Source organism: Paenibacillus sp. LC231 (assembly GCF_001860525.1).
Lineage (GTDB): Bacteria > Bacillota > Bacilli > Paenibacillales > Paenibacillaceae > Paenibacillus_AQ.
In genome coordinates this window covers 133,301-148,683 of sequence record NZ_JFOM01000011.1, presented here as the reverse complement: position 1 = coordinate 148,683, position 15,383 = coordinate 133,301, and the positions used below count along the sequence as shown (strand labels likewise).

The window sequence follows — 15,383 nt, the reverse complement described above, 5'->3', positions numbered from 1 at the left end:
ATAATGGATACGCTTTCATAAGGGAGGGGTTTTTGTGAATAACGAACGGTCCCTGTTAAGCCGTCTTTATCCAACAACCAAGTTTATGATTACCATCGCTTTATGTATGGCCGCATTTATCGTGCCCGGCTACGGGTTCAGCTACGCGATTCTGCCGATTTGTATGGTCCTGGCCTACTTTGCCGGCAGCTTCAAGGAGTTTTCCAATCTGGCGATCAAGGCACTGCTGATGATCGTTGTGTTCATCTTTATCCTGCAGAGCTTCTTCTACCCTGGCAACGACATTCTGTGGAGCTGGAGCATCTTCTCCATCAAGCGGGAAGGACTGGAGTTCGCCCTGTTCCTGACATCCAAAATCGTGGCGGTGGCCTCGGCCTTCATTCTGTTCTTCCGCATCACCAAGGTCAAGGATTTGGTCCATTCCCTGGAACAGATCGGCCTGCCGTCCAAAGTAACCTATGTCATCTTGTCGACCTTACAGCTCATTCCGGAGATGAAAAAGCTGACCCACGTCATTATGGATGCCCAAAAAACACGAGGCGTTGAAACCGAAGGCAGGCTGCTTGTCCGCATGAAGGCCTTCCTGCCCACCCTTAGTCCACTCATCCTCGGATCCGTGGCCAGCACGGAGGAACGGGTACTGACGCTGGAGTCGAGAGCCTTCTCGGCCAATGTCAAAAAGAGCAGCATCTACAAACTGGAGAAAACAAAGCATGACCGGCTGGTTCGAATGCTGCTGGTCGTACTGCTTGCTATCTTAATCGTCTGGAGAGTTGCGCTATGAGTATCATTACGATCAAGAATCTATCCTACCAATATCCGATCAGCGAGTCCGATGCACTCAAGAACGTGAACGTAACGATCGAAAGAGGCAAGCTGTATGCGCTGATCGGAGCCAACGGAGGCGGAAAAACGACCCTGTGCAACGTCATCCGCGGGTTTATCCCTCACTTCTATAAGGGAGATCTGCGCGGCGAGGTGCTGATCGAAGGCAAGGATATCCGCGAATGGGAAATGGGCGAGCTCTCCCAAAAAATCGGCTATGTGTTCCAGAATCCTTTTACACAGATCAGCGGCGTGAAGGATAACGTCTTTGAAGAGATTGCCTTTGGCCTGGAAAATCTGGGCATGGAACCCGAACTTATCCGGGAGAAGGTGGACCAGGTCATCAAGATGCTGGAGATCGATTATTTGCGGGACAAAAACCCGTTCGAGCTCTCCGGCGGTCAGAAGCAGCGGGTTGCGCTCGCTTCCATCATCGTCATGGAGCCAGATGTGCTCGTTATTGACGAGCCGACCTCGCAGCTTGATCCGAAGGGAACGGAAGAAGTGTTCAAGATTATCGAGCTGATGAAGAAAAAGGGGAAAACCATTATTCTCGTCGAGCACAAAATTGAGCTGATTGCCGAATATGCCGACGATGTCATCCTGCTGAACGAGGGTGAGGTGGCCATGCAAGGCAGCTCGAAGGAGATTCTTACTGATGAGCGTGCACTAGCGTTCGGAGCCGCGCTTCCCCAATATTCGCTGTTCGGCCTGGACATGCGCAAGCGGGGAATGGATCTCGGCAGCATCCCATTAACGGAAAAAGAAGCCATCTCAGCCGTGAAGACATGGATGAAGAAGGGGGTTAACGCATGAGCTTTCTTACGTTGACGAATGTTTCCTTTGCCTACCCAAACGGCTACAAAGCGGTGGACGGCGTCAATATGACCTTCCGAAAGGGCGAATCCGTTGCCATTGTCGGTCAGAACGGGGCGGGTAAAACGACCACCGTCAAGATGATGAACGGGCTGCTCAAGCCCTCCGAAGGGGATGTCGTCATCGACGGCTGGAATACACGGGATTATACCACCGCCCAAATATCAAGAAAGGTCGGCTATGTATTCCAGAACCCGGACGACCAGATTTTTCATAACGATGTGTACAGCGAGATTGAATTCGGCCCCCGCAAGCTGGGCCTATCGGAAGAACAGGTCAAAGCAAACGTCATGAAGGCGGCGGAGCTGGCAGGCGTCGTCCCGTTTCTTAAGGACAATCCGTACAATCTGCCCTACTCCATGCGTAAGTTCGTAACGATTGCCTCCGTTATTGCGATGGATTCCAGCGTCATCATTCTGGATGAGCCGACGGCAGGCCAGGATCTTCCGGCTATGGCGCGGCTCGCCCATCTGATTAAGGCATTAAACCAGGAAGGTAAAACCATCATTACGATCACGCATGATATGGAATTTGTCGTGAACAACTTCCAGCGGGTCATCGTCATGGCGAACCGTCAGGTCATTGCGGATGACGACAAGCGGGCCATCTTCTGGAATCTGGATGTGCTGGAGCAAGCGATGCTGAAGCAGCCGCATATCAGCAGGCTCAGCCACTCCCTGGATATCGGCCATAACATCCTGGCAATACCGGAGCTTGCGGACGAGCTTGCCAAGCATAAGTGAGGGAATAAGGGAGTGACAACGATATGGAGCAGGAGCAGGTGAAACACATACTCTTGGATGTGGATACCGGCGTGGATGATGCCCTGGCGCTCATCTTTGCCGTGAAGTCCAATAAGCTGCATATAGAAGGCATTACAACGGTATTCGGCAACGTAGATGTGAAGCAGGCGACGGAGAATACGCTCCGAGTGCTGCAATTGGCGCAGCCCCGCTACGAAATTCCCGTTGCCATGGGAGCGGATGCCCCTTTGTTTCGCCCTCGCCGGGAGAACGTAACCGCCATTCATGGAGCCAACGGCCTGGGCGGATATGAATTGCCGGAGGCGCGTCAATCGCCGGTGAACGAGAGGGCATCCGATTTCATCGTGCGGAAGGTGCGGGAACAGGCGCATGACATTACGCTGGTCTTCACCGGCAGGCTGACCAATTTGGCGGTGGCGCTCGCCAAGGACCCGTCGATCGCCCAGAAAGCCAAGCTGGTGCTGATGGGAGGAGCCATCAAGGTGCCGGGCAATATAACGCCTGTGTCCGAAGCCAACATCCACGGCGATCCCGAAGCGGCACACCGGGTATTCGAGTCCGGAATTCCGATTACGATGGTGGGCCTGGACGTGACCGGAAAGGCCAAGTTCGGCGAGGCTCATTATCAACAGCTCATGAGCGGCTTCACGGAGGAACAGGCAGAGTTAAAAGCTTTCATGCACCACATTTTCACCTTCAGCTTTGAGGCAAGCGACCGCTTGAACGAGGGCAGATATCGGCTGATGCATGATCCGCTGGCGCTGGCTGTCGTCGAGGATGCTTCCCTGGTGGAGATGGAGGATTATTACGTCTATGTCGAGACAAAAGGACGGGTATCTTCCGGTGCAACGCTGGTGGACTTCAGACGTCCGCAGTCACGGACCAATGCCTCTGTCTGCATGCAGGTCCGTGAAGAGTCATTCCTGCAGCATTATATTCGAACAGTGCTGTCATAACCGTCAGAGGAAGGAGCATGATTGATGCATCGAATCGTTTTGGATGTGGATACGGGCGTTGACGACGCGTTGGCGATTGCCTACGCTGTCCGATCCTCGGCACTCGATATCCTTGGAATAACGACCTGTTTCGGAAACGTACCGGTGGAGCATGCGACACGAAATACGCTCCATGTATTGGAGCGGCTTGGCGCAGCCGGGATTCCTGTTGCTATGGGGGAAGCCGCCCCCTTGTTCCATCCCTCGCTCAAGTCGTATCCCGTCCAGTTTCATGGCGAGAATGGACTCGGCAACTTGGCATTCCCCGATCCGGCAGCTAAGCCGGTCTCCACGTCTGCCGCAGCCTTTATGGTGGATCAGATCCGGCGGTATCCGAAGCAGGTAACGCTGATCTGCGTCGGCCCATTGACCAATCTGGCCGCAGCCATTCTGCAGGCGCCGGAGATATCGTCGCTGGTACGTCAGATTATCGTGATGGGCGGAGCCGTGGGCGTGGCGGGCAACCGCCAGATGCATGCGGAAGCGAATGTATACTCCGATCCGGAGGCGGCCCAGCTCGTCTTCCAATCGGGAGCTCCGATTACGCTGGTCGGACTGGATGTGACCATGCAGACCGAGCTCAGTCTGGAGGATATTCAGCGCTGGAGAGACCTGGATTCGGACCTGACCCGCTTCTTGGCCGACATGACTTCCTACTATATTGGAGGCTACCGGGAAGCCTATGGCCACCGGACCGGCTGTGCCCTGCATGATCCACTGGCGGTAGCCGTGGCGATCGACCCGAGCCTGATCGAGGTTCAGCCGATGGTACTCCAGGTCGATCTGGAAGGGATCCACTCCTATGGCAGAACCGTTGCCGATCTGCGTCCGCGTTGTACCGACCAGCCGAATGTCAACGTCTGCACCGGCGTCGACGCCAAGCGGTTCCAGGAGCATTTTATGGAGACCTTGATGAAATAAGCTGCAGCATAAGGAGTGAACGCCGGGTGCGTTCGCTCCTCTTTATGTTTCCTTCCCTGCTCTCTCCTCCCACTTCTCTCTCAACCCTTTCAAATCCTCGACAAAGAACCTTAGCAAATTGGGTCTTCTTCTTACCGCCAGCGGATGATAGGTAAAGCTAATCGGGATGCCCTGGAACTCATGCCAGCTTCCCCGCAGCTCCTTGACGGTGGCGTTCTCCTTCTCGGGGAACAATCCTTCGACTACGACATTCCCAAATCCAAATAGTACGAGCGGCTGCTTCTGAAGGAGCTGCGCCTGCAAATGCGGAAGGCATGCCGCTCGGGTTGCGGGCTTATCGTAAGCACGGATGGGCCGGCGCTTCAGCAAATAGGTGACGTAAACCGAGTTTATATCCATGCCCGCTTCCTTCATGCCGAGTTGAAGGGTTTCCCGGGTCCCGCACAAGAACGGATTTCCTTCCCGGTCCTCCCTGGCTCCCGGGTTATCCAGGATCATCATCAGCGTGCCTTGCGGATTACCTTCCCCCCAGATGACGCGATTCCGCTGTTTGCACAATTCGCAGCGTTCACAATGCTGCATATCTTCGGGCGCTTGCTCTTCTGGCAAGATGACGCAGGGATGATTCATTTCCGTAGACATGCCATTTCTTCCTTTCCGTTAACAAGCAATGGTTCCATTATGCCCACCTGCCACCTAATGTAAAAAATCCCCTCGCGTATTTCCGATCAACTGTATGGTGTTAGAGCCACACTCCCACACTCCCCCATCTCACTTATTCCTTTTCCGATGAATGGCCCTATTATGTCACCTATTCCCCCTGGCACAGTCAAGGCCGGAGTCCATTCTTTACACTTTTTTTATACTTTTCTGGTCCAAATATTTATACCTGCTGCTTATCCTATACCTATCAACATCGAAAGGATGATTGCGGATGTCGGATACGATTCTGAAAGCAACTAACATATCCAAAATATACGGCAAACACAAAGCCCTTGATAAAGTATCAATCGAGATTAAACGAGGGATGATTTACGGCTTGATCGGGGAGAATGGCGCAGGAAAATCAACGTTTATGCGCATTATCATGGGACTCATCACCATCGACGAGGGCGACATCGAATTGTTCGGGCAGACGGGGATGCAGGGATTGCAGCGTGCACGAAGAAAAATGGGGCAATCCATTGAAACGCCGGCACTTTATCCGGAATTAACGGCTCGGGAGAATCTGCAAGTCCAAGCGGCAAACGGCGGCGTAAGCGAGCGGGAGATTGACGATTTGCTTCGCTTAATGAACCTGGGGAATACCGGCAAGAAGAGAGCCAAGAACTTCTCCTTAGGCATGCGCCAACGGCTGGCGATTGCCTCCACCCTGATTACAAACCCCGAGTTCTTGATCCTGGACGAACCGACGAACGGCCTCGATCCGTCAGGAATGGTTGAAATGCGCGAAATCATTCAGCGATTGGTGACCGAACGCGGGATGACCGTCTTGCTATCCAGTCATTTGCTGGATGAGCTTTCACAGGTGGCTACGCATTACGGGATCTTGCATGACGGAAAACTGATCCGTGAATTTTCACGAGAGGAACTGGCAAACGAAACTCGCCAATACATTGAACTGGAAACTAATGAAGTCCATTCCGCCGTCGTGGTGTTGGATGATCTAGGGATCCGGGACTATGAAGTCATCAACGGAACCGAAATTAATATCTACGAACGCCTCGATGACGTTGCCGCCATCAACCGCTCGCTGGTTTTGGCAGACGTGAACGTTTTGCGAATCGGTACAACCAGACAAAAACTCGAGGATTATTTCTTGCAATTAACAGGAGGTGCCCCCCATGCTTAATCTGCTAACCGCCGAAAAAATCAAATTGCGCCGAAGCAAAAAACTATGGATCGTCCTGGGTATTTTATCTTTGCTTCCGATCTTCCAGGTCGCAAATAGCCTAACGGCCGTGCATTATGGCAACGAGCTCGTCCAACCTAAGGATACCGTCATCAATGGAGCGACAGGCATTCTGATGATGGAGAAGAATGGATTAACCATTTTACTCACCATCGGTGCTTTTATCAGCTTCTTGATTGGGGAAGAATTTCAGAATGGGACGATTCGAAATGCGTTGTCATTAGGTCGCAGCCGCACGCATTATTATTTGTCAAAATTCGTGGTAGCCGCGCTCCTCTCGCTCGTTGGTGTCATCATATTGACCGCGCTTGGCATGATCAGCTTTTCCATCGCGTTTGGTTTCGGCGAAGTTGCCGGGATTAACGATTACTTCAGCTATGCGATCCAAGCGTTTGTCACGCTGTACGTATTAATTCTGTCTAACGTATCGATCTATATGATGATTAGCTTCTTAACCAAAAATAGCGGCATCTCGCTGATATGGACTTTTATTTATACGATTGCGACTGGTTTTGGCGCTTCCATCTTCCTGCAAACCGAGCATTTCAAGCAGCTCACCTACTGGTTTTCGTTATCCTTCTTGTTCTATTCCGATTTCGCCAAACCGGCGGATATCGGCAAGTTCCCTGAGATGATATTGGTCAGTCTCATCACGATCGTGTTATCATCAGCTATAGGAATTCTTCGGTTTACACGAACTGACATAAAGTAGGTCGATATGTATGCCAGCGATATTAATCATTGAAGACGATACAGCCATTCATTCACTCATCAAGGAAGCCTTGGAGCTGCATGGTTTTCAAACGCAAAGCGCCTATTCCGGAACGGAAGGGAAGTTGCTGTTCGAGCACCATCCGGTTGATCTGGTTCTCCTAGATTTGATGTTACCGGGGATGGATGGAGATGAACTTCTGGAGCACATTCGGCAAAATTCAAATACGCCCGTGATTGTGATCTCCGCAAAAAATGACCAGCATTCGAAATTGGAGCTGTTGACGCACGGGGCCGATGATTACATCACGAAGCCTTTTGATGTGAAGGAACTGCTTGCACGAATTCACATCCAATTGCGCCATGCAGCCAAAGCTTCAGCCGGCCCTGTGGATGAAATCCGTTACAAGAATATCAGCGTAAACCTAGACACGCGTGAAGTGACAATCAATGAACAGGCGGTTCATCTTACTGGAAGGGAGTACGCTATACTTCTGTTATTCTTAGAGCACCCGCAAAAAGTATTCAGCCGCGCCAATATCTACGAAAGTGTGTGGAACGAGCCATTTTGGGGCAGCGATAAAACGATTAACATGCATATCAGCAATTTACGAAATAAGCTGAACACAGGTGACTCGAATTACATTAAGACGGTATGGGGCATCGGCTTCAAATTTGATTAAAGGGGAAGGAGCGTGAATGGGATGTGGGGATGGATCTTTGTCTTCCTGGCCTTCTCGTTTCTTCTCTATATTTACTTCTTAAAGCGGGAACTGCGGAAATTAAAACATGCGGTCCAAGAGATTCCAACGAACGCCAGCTATGGCTCCAGACTATATGTGGATTTTCGCCAAAAGGCCATCATGGAGCTGGTCGATGAATTGAATCAGATGATCGATGCATTTGAAGAAAAAAATCGTGAGGCTAAGCGGATGGAAGAGAATGTGAAGCTATCCATCGCAGGGCTCTCTCATGATTTACGGACGCCGCTCACATCCCTCCACGGCTATGTTCAGCTTTTCCATGCAGCCACAGATGAGACAAAGAAGGCGCAATATCTTAAGATTATCGAACATTCTGTACGACGTCTGATAGAAATGACCGACCACTTTTACGACCTGGCACGCATTGAAATGAATCAAAAGGAAATGGCATGGTCTTCGCTCTCTCTCTCCAACTTGGTTGAAGAAATCTTCTTGTCCTTCTATGAACAATTTGAGGAAAAGCAGATTGCTCTCCAATTTCCCGAACCAACCCATGACCGGCATATCATTGCAGACCCGTTATTGATGACGCGCGTCATCCAAAATATCGTTCAAAATATCCTTCGTTATGCCAACAGTCAAGCTGTGATCAGTTACCGGGATGAGGGCAACGATCTAATACTTAGCGTTAAAAACGATATCAAACCCGACAGCAAAGTTGCCATCGAAAAGGTGTTTACGCGTTTCTATACCGAGGTCGTCAGCAGAACGAACACGGAATCCAGCGGGATCGGCCTTTATCTGTCTAAACAGTTAGTTGAGAAGATGAACGGGAAAATGGAGGCAGCGCTGCAGGACGGCTGGTTTATTCTTAACATCCGTCTTCCCATTCATCGAAGTCACATTCGATAAAAGTCCTCGTCTAAACGTTGTGCATGGTGTGGTCCAAGGGATGATGATCCGAGAACAAATCCGGATTGTCCTTGAGCATTTCCGTAATGATTTTCGCAACTTTAACGGCATCACAGACCCTAACAACGGCATCGCCAAGATGCCCCTTATGCATCGCTCCCCGACTTTCCAGAACCTCATCGACCTTCCAGAAATGCTCCGACCACGACAACCCGCAATGTCTGCGGGAAGGTACAGCGATTTCTGTTCCATCCGGTAATACGGTGTACAGCATCTCATGGTCATCCGTTAACCTGCCCGGAATGTCCACCCACTCTTCGACTCCATGAATAAAAGTGTTGCGCTTTAAATCAACCCCAACTAACAAGATGGTCGCCCCTCGGTCGAGCAGCTTCCCCCACGCAGAACCTCTAGCGCATGGCGTATCAAAACGATGATCGTCATTTGTGAACGCTATGGCATCCTGACCTAATGCCGCCACGGAATGCGTGGGATGCAGCGAGCGCACCACATCAGGCCGTTTGCGGAAAAGCTCGGGTAAGATCCCGACACAAGAAGGTGACTGATCCACGTAAAATTTTGGATTATCCCCATTGATATAAGACCACGTGTGGGTGGGCAGCACCAGCAGCCCATCCTTCATATACGCTGTGAGAGCATCGAGAACCGTGTCCGCGCCACCCTCAACATGCCCCATACTCTTCATGGAAGAATGGACCAAGAGCGTCCCTTTGCCGTCAATGCCCAGCTGCTCTAATTGCTTCATTAAGCTTTCCCATGTATGCATGTTCTTCTCCCCCCACGCCAGGATATCAAAAACTGGCTGTCACTATTATTTTTCGATGATTTCCCAGTGCAGCTCGGCGGATGTATCGGTTAATAATTGCTGAAGCGATGCATGAGCATGTTCGACCGTGTTCGCCACAGCTCCTTGCCGCTGTTCCTCGTAAATGGTGATCACCGATCAACTCTCCATTGGATAGGCTTTTTACGAAAGATACGTCCATGATATAGAGGGGTGGGAATATTTGCAATGTTTCTATGAATATTGGTTCTAAAGTTGCCAGCTTCGCCTCTTTGCGCCTAATCGGTTACAAATACTTTCTTTTATACATCAGGGTAATTTGATCCGCTATGTATTCAGCGCTATGCTCGGTACCATCCTTAATCCACCACATAATAATCCCGAGAAGTGATGATGCCACAATATCAACGGAGGCAACCCCACTTGTGGAATTGATGTTTCTTGCGTCTCTGCGTTGTTTGATCGTATTTTTCAACAGGTTCGACAAGTGGGTTTTGAAGCCCGTATGCTCAACCAATACAGCGAAAATTTTCCGGTATTCATAAAAATAATTTAAAAATGCAATCAGCTGCTCCCGTTCGTTTCGGCTCTTCACTTGTAATAGCGGCTCGACTTTCATGGACAAGTCGTCAAAGATTTCATGCACGACCTGGCGCAGCAAATCGTTAATATCCTCATAATGCAAATAAAACGTGGCACGATTTAGCTCCGCACGGTTTGCAATTTTTTGGACGGTTAATTGAGAAACTTCCTGATTGTCGGCCAGTAATGAAAAAACGGCCTGTTTCAGCAGCTTTTTGGAGCGAATAGCTCGTGGATCCACTCTTTTATGTTCAGGCATGTCATCCCTCGATTATCGTTTATTTGTCACTTCATCGACCGATCTTCACCATCTGTCGTTTAGTCGACAGTTTCAGCAGAATTGCAAATAGGAATCACTCTTCAATGCTGATAAGATATATTTTATTGACACCGTGTCGAAAAAGCAATGAAGAGAGGACAGCAGCCATGCAAGAAGACATAAAGAAAATAAATAAAGGGATATTACTTACCATCTTAATCCTTGGTTGTTTCTTATCCACGCTCAATCAGACGCTGTTGAATGTCGCCTTAAGCAATCTAATGGATGTATTTGATGTCACGGCAGCCACCGTACAATGGATTTCAACGGGATTTATGCTGGTTAACGGGATATTGATCCCGATTACGGCCTATTTAATGAAACGCTTTACAACGCGTCAATTATTTATAAGCGCCATGTCGTTTCTATTAGTTGGTTCGATCATCTGTGCGGCGGCGCCCAGCTTTGTCGTGCTCTTGTTAGGACGGATGATCCAAGCAGCCGGTGCAGGAATTATCATGCCGCTCATGATGAGTGTTGTGCTCGCCATCTTCCCCGTTGAAAAACGCGGCAGCGCTATGGGACTGCTTGGACTGGCCATGATTTTTGCTCCGGCTATTGGGCCAACGCTCGCGGGATTTATTGTCGAATACCACTCTTGGCGGTGGTTATTTATCGGTCTCATTCCACTTGTCATCATAGTCATCGCATTGGCATTCAAGTATTTGGTCAATGTATCCGAAACAGCCAAGTCAAAGCTTGATGTGGGAAGCGTTCTTCTATCAACCGTCGGATTCGGCTTTATTTTATACGGCTTCAGCAGTGCAGGCAGTAAAGGCTGGGACGATGCCATGGTCATCCTGTTCTTAGGCATCGGGATCGTGGTAACGGCCATATTCTGTATACGGCAAATCAAGTCCGATGATCCCCTGTTGAACCTGTCTGTCTTCAAAAATAAAATCTTTACATTAACGTCTCTTATTAACGTACTTGTCACGATGATGATGTACGCGGACATGATCTTACTGCCTATTTATCTGCAGGATGGTCGTGGTTTTACAGCATTCGATGCAGGACTGCTCTTATTGCCGGGTGCGGTTGTCAATGCGCTGATGTCGCCTGTCACCGGCAGATTATATGACCGTTTTGGTGCGAGGCCGCTGTTCATCATTGGTTTGCTGTTTATTATTCCATCCATGTGGGCGGTAACAGATTTATCTGAGTCAACCACGTATATGTATTTGATGATTCGTACCATTTGCTTGCGAATCGGATTAAGTTTCATCACCATGCCACTCAATACGGCCGGACTCAATGCACTGCCCAAACACCTCGGTACGCACGGTACGGCAGTGAATAATACCGTTCGCCAAATTGCCGGCGCCATTGGTACTGCCGTCGTGATTACGATTTATACCGTGCAGGCAACAAGCCATGCAGCTGATGTGATGCAGAACAATCCTACAACGACTGCTGAGCTCCTTAAATCCCTCACATCCATTTTAGGGGCAAGCGACGCCTATTATTTCATGATGATTCTCTCGGTTGTCGCGTTGGTTATAACATTATTTATGCCTATGAAAAACAAAACCATGATCGAACAAAAGCAATCGTAGTTAGCAAGGAAGACCCTCTATTATAACCAACGCTAACTATCATTGCAGTGTATAAACCAAAAAAAGCTCTTCGAAGCCCGCCCGCATGCGAGAATCGAAGAGCTTTTCTTAGTGACTTCTCAGAACGTGCTCGATTCGCTTATCCGGCATGAACCAGATCACGGCAACAAGTACGAAAAAGAAGCCGGATATCCAAACACTCACATATGCGGTCAAGGCCGCAATCAAGTAGAGTAAAGGAGATAGTTTCCCCTTCCAATCTTTGCCCATCGCTCCGACGAATGGGGAATCCCCGGAATGCTGGTTCATAGTCATACGCTGAAGCAGCCAGTACGAGAACGCCGCTAGTAATAGAATAATACCGTAAAGCGCAGTTGGTCCCGACATATACGAAACTGAGAATATAGCTAACAATTTTTGGGCCAAGTCCGATCAGCGCATGCCAGTCATGGCCTTCCGGCACTTTGAATTCCAGCGCCACGATACCTCTCATGAAACATCCCCGTCACTTATTATGGTCTCCTCGCTGTTTGTAACCACAAGTTTTTTAGGCATCCTTTGAGGGATTGCCTTTGAGATCGCTTTGTTCGACTAACGTCTCCTTTTAGTAGGTCCTTCCATGACCGCATACGTCACCGGGGCAACTCTTCATCAACGGTTACTATAGGGCGAGTAGGCACTGTCGTTTCGGGTGGTTACCGCTCATCAGGCCCCTTACTTGGTCTCAATACAATCCAGTGGGATGGCGCTCTCTTCCAGAGCCGCACGAGCTGCCAGCCAGCTGGAATCGTCGAGGTGCGAAGGTAGTCCAACGTGAGCCACTGAATCAGGGCGACTCGTTCTGGGCTCTCGTCCGTCGTCTCCGCGATGCTGTATCCGGGGATTTCAAAAGTTGTTGCCCATTTGACATCAGCAAGCACAATAAAGTATCTTGTTAATAGAGAATCTTGATAATCAAGATTTATTTAAATTCAAGGAGGACTATCGTTTGCCAAATAATCGACTCGAACAACCCACAGAGCAACAGGAAAAACTTACGATGGGCATGCGCGGATTGGGAACCAGAACGGTACTTTACCAGCAAAGTGTAGCTGCTTCCCTAGGGCTATATAATAATGACTTTTTATCTATCGACATTCTGCATGAAAAAGGCCCCGTCACTGCCGGCGAGCTGTCAAGACTAACCGGGCTGACAACAGGCAGCGTCACCTCTTTAATCGACCGACTAGAAAAAAACGGCTTCGTACGCAGGCAACCGGATCCCCATGATCGCCGAAAAGTGATTATCGTCCCTCTTTATGAGAATAAAGAAGATGTCAGTGCTACGTATCTCCAGCTTCACGCAGCGATGGTCAAACTGGCTTCCTCATATTCGGATGAAGAGCTTGAGCTCATTACACAATTTCTAAACAAAGCAAGCCGCGTGCTAGAGGAGCAAATTCATCATCTTAATTCAAACACTAAACGATAAGGAATGAGTCATATGGCTGTATTAGCTATCTATGCTACGAAAACAGGTGCAACCGAGCAATGCATAAAAATTCTTGCAGATGAAATTCCACATTGTACGATTTGCGATATTCAAACAGAGAAACCGGCAATTGAAAATTTTGACAGCATTATTTTGGGTGCCGGAGTTCGAGACGGGAAAATATATAAGCCCATTCGCGATTTTATCAAAAAAAATCACCAAGAATTGTTGGGAAAGAAAATGGGCTACTTTATTTGCAATGAAAAACCAAAGGAAACAGAAGAAATAATAGTGCGGAATATCCCCGTTGATCTGAGAGAAGCCGCGATCTGCATGGAATCGTTTGGCGGCTATAAGGCCTATGCTGCACCAAAAGAAGGCACCGATCAACTGAAAGGAATTTTCGTGGATAAAATAAAAGAATTCTCCGGAAAATTCAAGCACTAGAAAAACTATTGTTTCTAACGACCCAGGTTTCATACGGATTGAGGTTACCTTGAAGGGTTTCATTGATAAGGTGAGGTGGTTATTCCCTTCATCTTTTTTGCTTGATAATACAACCTGAAACGGCATACCATAACCGTTAAATTTACAAGCGATAATACAACCAGCCATATGATCAGTGATGACATGGCCGTCCATAGTCCATACCAAGGCAATACTCGCCCGGCGCCAATAAATGTTGCTAACGGCGACAGAAACAAGAGTATCAAGATAGGCAGCAGTCCTCCGGCTAATGAAACCATCAATTTCCCGGTTGTCATGGCCTTTTTGCTTCGATGGATACGATAGAGCCTATATATCCCCCAAGCCATCGTCGCAAGCACCAGCAGAATCATAACCGCCTCCATGTTTTTGCTGTTGACAATCGTCGATTCGGTCTTTTCTCCCTTCATAATCTTTGCGATTCCGTCGACAAAAGCCGAATAACCGACAAAGGCGTTTAAACCGGAGTCAAACATCATCGCAATCCCCAGCCGCTGATCCAAATAGATCGTCTCTTCCGCCTTGTACGTCCATAAAATTCCGCTATGGGAAATCGTCCGGCCCCCCTGCTCATCCTCTTCCGCAAGCCACCCCATTCCATACGGGCCCTTCTGCCCGGCCGTTTGGTACTGCTCCATCAGCTCTGGCGTAAGAAGCCTGCCATTATATTGGGCGAGCATCCACTTGGCCATATCTTCGGCAGTCGAAATCATACCGGCGGGCCCGTCAACGAACCAAGACGGTTCAGACTGGCTTACAGGATGGCCTAGCAATACATAATGCCCTCGCGGAATGGCGGAATTCTCATTGATCTGCCGTGTGTTGCTTACATTCAAGGTATCTCTCATTCCCAGAGGCTCAAAGATATGATCCTCCAAGTAATCGGAGAAGTTCTGTCCGCTCATTGTCTCGACCAATAAAGCCAAATATTGATAGTTCGGGTTGTGGTAGCTATAGGCTGCTCCAGGATCATTCGCCAGCTGAACCGTGTTCAACGACTCGTTAACCTGTCGGAGCGATTGATATGGGGACGAACGGGTCATGTCGGGATTCACCTTGTCATTAAGACCGCTTGTCTGGTTGAGCAAATCCCGAACGGTAATATCCCGAATGCGCTCGTCCTTAGGTGCAAAGTCGAGAAAATAAGATGCGTACGGCGCATCAAGCTCGATTAGTCCATTGTCCACCAGCTGAAGGACAGCCAGTGCCGTAAAAGATTTGCTTAACGAAGCAATAGGAAAGGGGGTGCGGTCGTTTATATCACGGCCATCTGACATAGCGCCGTATCCTTGCGTATAGAACACCTCTTCGTTATGAACGATGGCAAGGGCCGCACCCTGAATATGATTGGCGCTCATCGTTTTTTTGACGTACTGATCGATTTCCTGCTGGACTTCGGCTTTGCTTCGGACTTCAACGGCGGAAGCGGGTCTGGCCAGGATGCCCATCAATAGCAGGAAACAACTCAAGACCAGCCACATTTTCTTCTCTACGGTTCTCATACCAGCACTCCTTAATTCATGTTAAGGAAAATGCTAATCGAT

The 15,383-nt window shown here is 49.1% G+C and carries 18 protein-coding genes and 1 pseudogene; 12 read left to right on the top strand and 7 right to left on the bottom strand.

Annotated elements, in window-relative coordinates:
- Positions 1–34 precede the first annotated feature (34 nt).
- From AK95_RS07825 to AK95_RS07805, 5 genes are read left to right on the top strand one after another with little or no spacing between them, the layout of a single operon-like run.
- The gene (locus AK95_RS07825; protein WP_074961816.1) at positions 35–784 is read left to right on the top strand and encodes an energy-coupling factor transporter transmembrane component T; all 750 of its coding nucleotides are present in this window, start codon (positions 35–37) and stop codon (positions 782–784) included.
- Positions 781–1,641, top strand: coding sequence for an energy-coupling factor ABC transporter ATP-binding protein (locus AK95_RS07820; protein WP_071219411.1), 861 nt, complete (start codon positions 781–783; stop codon positions 1,639–1,641). Before AK95_RS07825 ends, AK95_RS07820 begins: the two co-directional genes overlap by 4 nt.
- Positions 1,638–2,444 (top strand): energy-coupling factor ABC transporter ATP-binding protein, encoded by an 807-nt coding sequence (locus AK95_RS07815; protein WP_071219410.1) that lies wholly within the window; start codon positions 1,638–1,640, stop codon positions 2,442–2,444. Before AK95_RS07820 ends, AK95_RS07815 begins: the two co-directional genes overlap by 4 nt.
- A gap of 23 nt (positions 2,445–2,467) precedes the next feature.
- The gene (locus tag AK95_RS07810) at positions 2,468–3,421 is read left to right on the top strand and encodes a nucleoside hydrolase (protein WP_083397561.1); all 954 of its coding nucleotides are present in this window, start codon (positions 2,468–2,470) and stop codon (positions 3,419–3,421) included.
- 24 nt (positions 3,422–3,445) lie between these two features.
- On the top strand, positions 3,446–4,381 hold the full coding sequence (locus tag AK95_RS07805; protein ID WP_071219409.1) for a nucleoside hydrolase: 936 nt from the start codon (positions 3,446–3,448) through the stop codon (positions 4,379–4,381).
- 42 nt (positions 4,382–4,423) lie between these two features.
- Here AK95_RS07805 and AK95_RS07800 read toward each other — a convergent pair whose 3' ends face one another.
- Positions 4,424–5,023: a uracil-DNA glycosylase gene (locus AK95_RS07800; protein ID WP_071219408.1), complete on the bottom strand. Its 600-nt coding sequence runs from the start codon at positions 5,021–5,023 to the stop codon at positions 4,424–4,426.
- 292 nt (positions 5,024–5,315) lie between these two features.
- On the opposite strand from AK95_RS07800, the gene AK95_RS07795 reads away from it, so the two are divergent.
- Genes AK95_RS07795 through AK95_RS07780 form a run of 4 tightly spaced genes read left to right on the top strand, consistent with a single transcriptional unit; the run spans position 5,316 to position 8,620 of the window.
- Positions 5,316–6,233 (top strand): ATP-binding cassette domain-containing protein, encoded by a 918-nt coding sequence (locus tag AK95_RS07795; protein ID WP_071219407.1) that lies wholly within the window; start codon positions 5,316–5,318, stop codon positions 6,231–6,233.
- The gene (locus AK95_RS07790) at positions 6,226–7,005 is read left to right on the top strand and encodes an ABC transporter permease (RefSeq protein ID WP_071219406.1); all 780 of its coding nucleotides are present in this window, start codon (positions 6,226–6,228) and stop codon (positions 7,003–7,005) included. The genes AK95_RS07795 and AK95_RS07790 overlap by 8 nt, the downstream gene beginning before the upstream one ends.
- A gap of 10 nt (positions 7,006–7,015) precedes the next feature.
- Positions 7,016–7,687, top strand: a complete 672-nt coding sequence (locus tag AK95_RS07785) for a response regulator transcription factor (protein WP_071219405.1) — start codon at positions 7,016–7,018, stop codon at positions 7,685–7,687.
- Positions 7,688–7,708: 21 nt separating this feature from the next.
- Entirely contained in the window at positions 7,709–8,620 is a 912-nt protein-coding gene (locus AK95_RS07780; protein ID WP_071219404.1) for a sensor histidine kinase, read from the top strand.
- A gap of 10 nt (positions 8,621–8,630) precedes the next feature.
- Here the strand turns inward: AK95_RS07780 and AK95_RS07775 are convergent, their stop codons facing one another.
- The 3 genes from AK95_RS07775 to AK95_RS07770 all read right to left on the bottom strand — a co-directional run bounded on the left by AK95_RS07775 (position 8,631) and on the right by AK95_RS07770 (position 10,266).
- Complete coding sequence (locus AK95_RS07775) at positions 8,631–9,407, bottom strand: AAC(3) family N-acetyltransferase (protein WP_071219403.1); 777 nt, start codon at positions 9,405–9,407, stop codon at positions 8,631–8,633.
- 45 nt (positions 9,408–9,452) lie between these two features.
- The gene (locus AK95_RS35130; protein WP_268801959.1) at positions 9,453–9,581 is read right to left on the bottom strand and encodes a hypothetical protein; all 129 of its coding nucleotides are present in this window, start codon (positions 9,579–9,581) and stop codon (positions 9,453–9,455) included.
- 130 nt (positions 9,582–9,711) lie between these two features.
- Positions 9,712–10,266, bottom strand: a complete 555-nt coding sequence (locus AK95_RS07770; protein WP_071219402.1) for a TetR/AcrR family transcriptional regulator — start codon at positions 10,264–10,266, stop codon at positions 9,712–9,714.
- 167 nt (positions 10,267–10,433) lie between these two features.
- Between AK95_RS07770 and AK95_RS07765 the strand changes: the two genes are divergently transcribed.
- Entirely contained in the window at positions 10,434–11,882 is a 1,449-nt protein-coding gene (locus tag AK95_RS07765) for a DHA2 family efflux MFS transporter permease subunit (protein WP_071219401.1), read from the top strand.
- Positions 11,883–11,990: 108 nt separating this feature from the next.
- On the opposite strand, the pseudogene AK95_RS07760 reads toward AK95_RS07765, so the two are convergent.
- Both AK95_RS07760 and AK95_RS34095 read right to left on the bottom strand, forming a co-directional pair.
- A pseudogene (locus AK95_RS07760) lies at positions 11,991–12,375 on the bottom strand (TMEM175 family protein).
- 202 nt (positions 12,376–12,577) lie between these two features.
- Positions 12,578–12,802, bottom strand: a complete 225-nt coding sequence (locus tag AK95_RS34095) for a hypothetical protein (RefSeq protein WP_201259366.1) — start codon at positions 12,800–12,802, stop codon at positions 12,578–12,580.
- A gap of 119 nt (positions 12,803–12,921) precedes the next feature.
- Here AK95_RS34095 and AK95_RS07755 point away from each other — a divergent pair, with 119 nt between their 5' ends.
- Both AK95_RS07755 and AK95_RS07750 read left to right on the top strand, forming a co-directional pair.
- Positions 12,922–13,353, top strand: coding sequence for a MarR family winged helix-turn-helix transcriptional regulator (locus AK95_RS07755; protein WP_071219433.1), 432 nt, complete (start codon positions 12,922–12,924; stop codon positions 13,351–13,353).
- 12 nt (positions 13,354–13,365) lie between these two features.
- Complete coding sequence (locus AK95_RS07750) at positions 13,366–13,800, top strand: flavodoxin domain-containing protein (protein WP_071219399.1); 435 nt, start codon at positions 13,366–13,368, stop codon at positions 13,798–13,800.
- 59 nt (positions 13,801–13,859) lie between these two features.
- Here AK95_RS07750 and AK95_RS07745 read toward each other — a convergent pair whose 3' ends face one another.
- Positions 13,860–15,341, bottom strand: a complete 1,482-nt coding sequence (locus AK95_RS07745; protein ID WP_071219398.1) for a serine hydrolase domain-containing protein — start codon at positions 15,339–15,341, stop codon at positions 13,860–13,862.
- Positions 15,342–15,383: the final 42 nt, after the last annotated feature.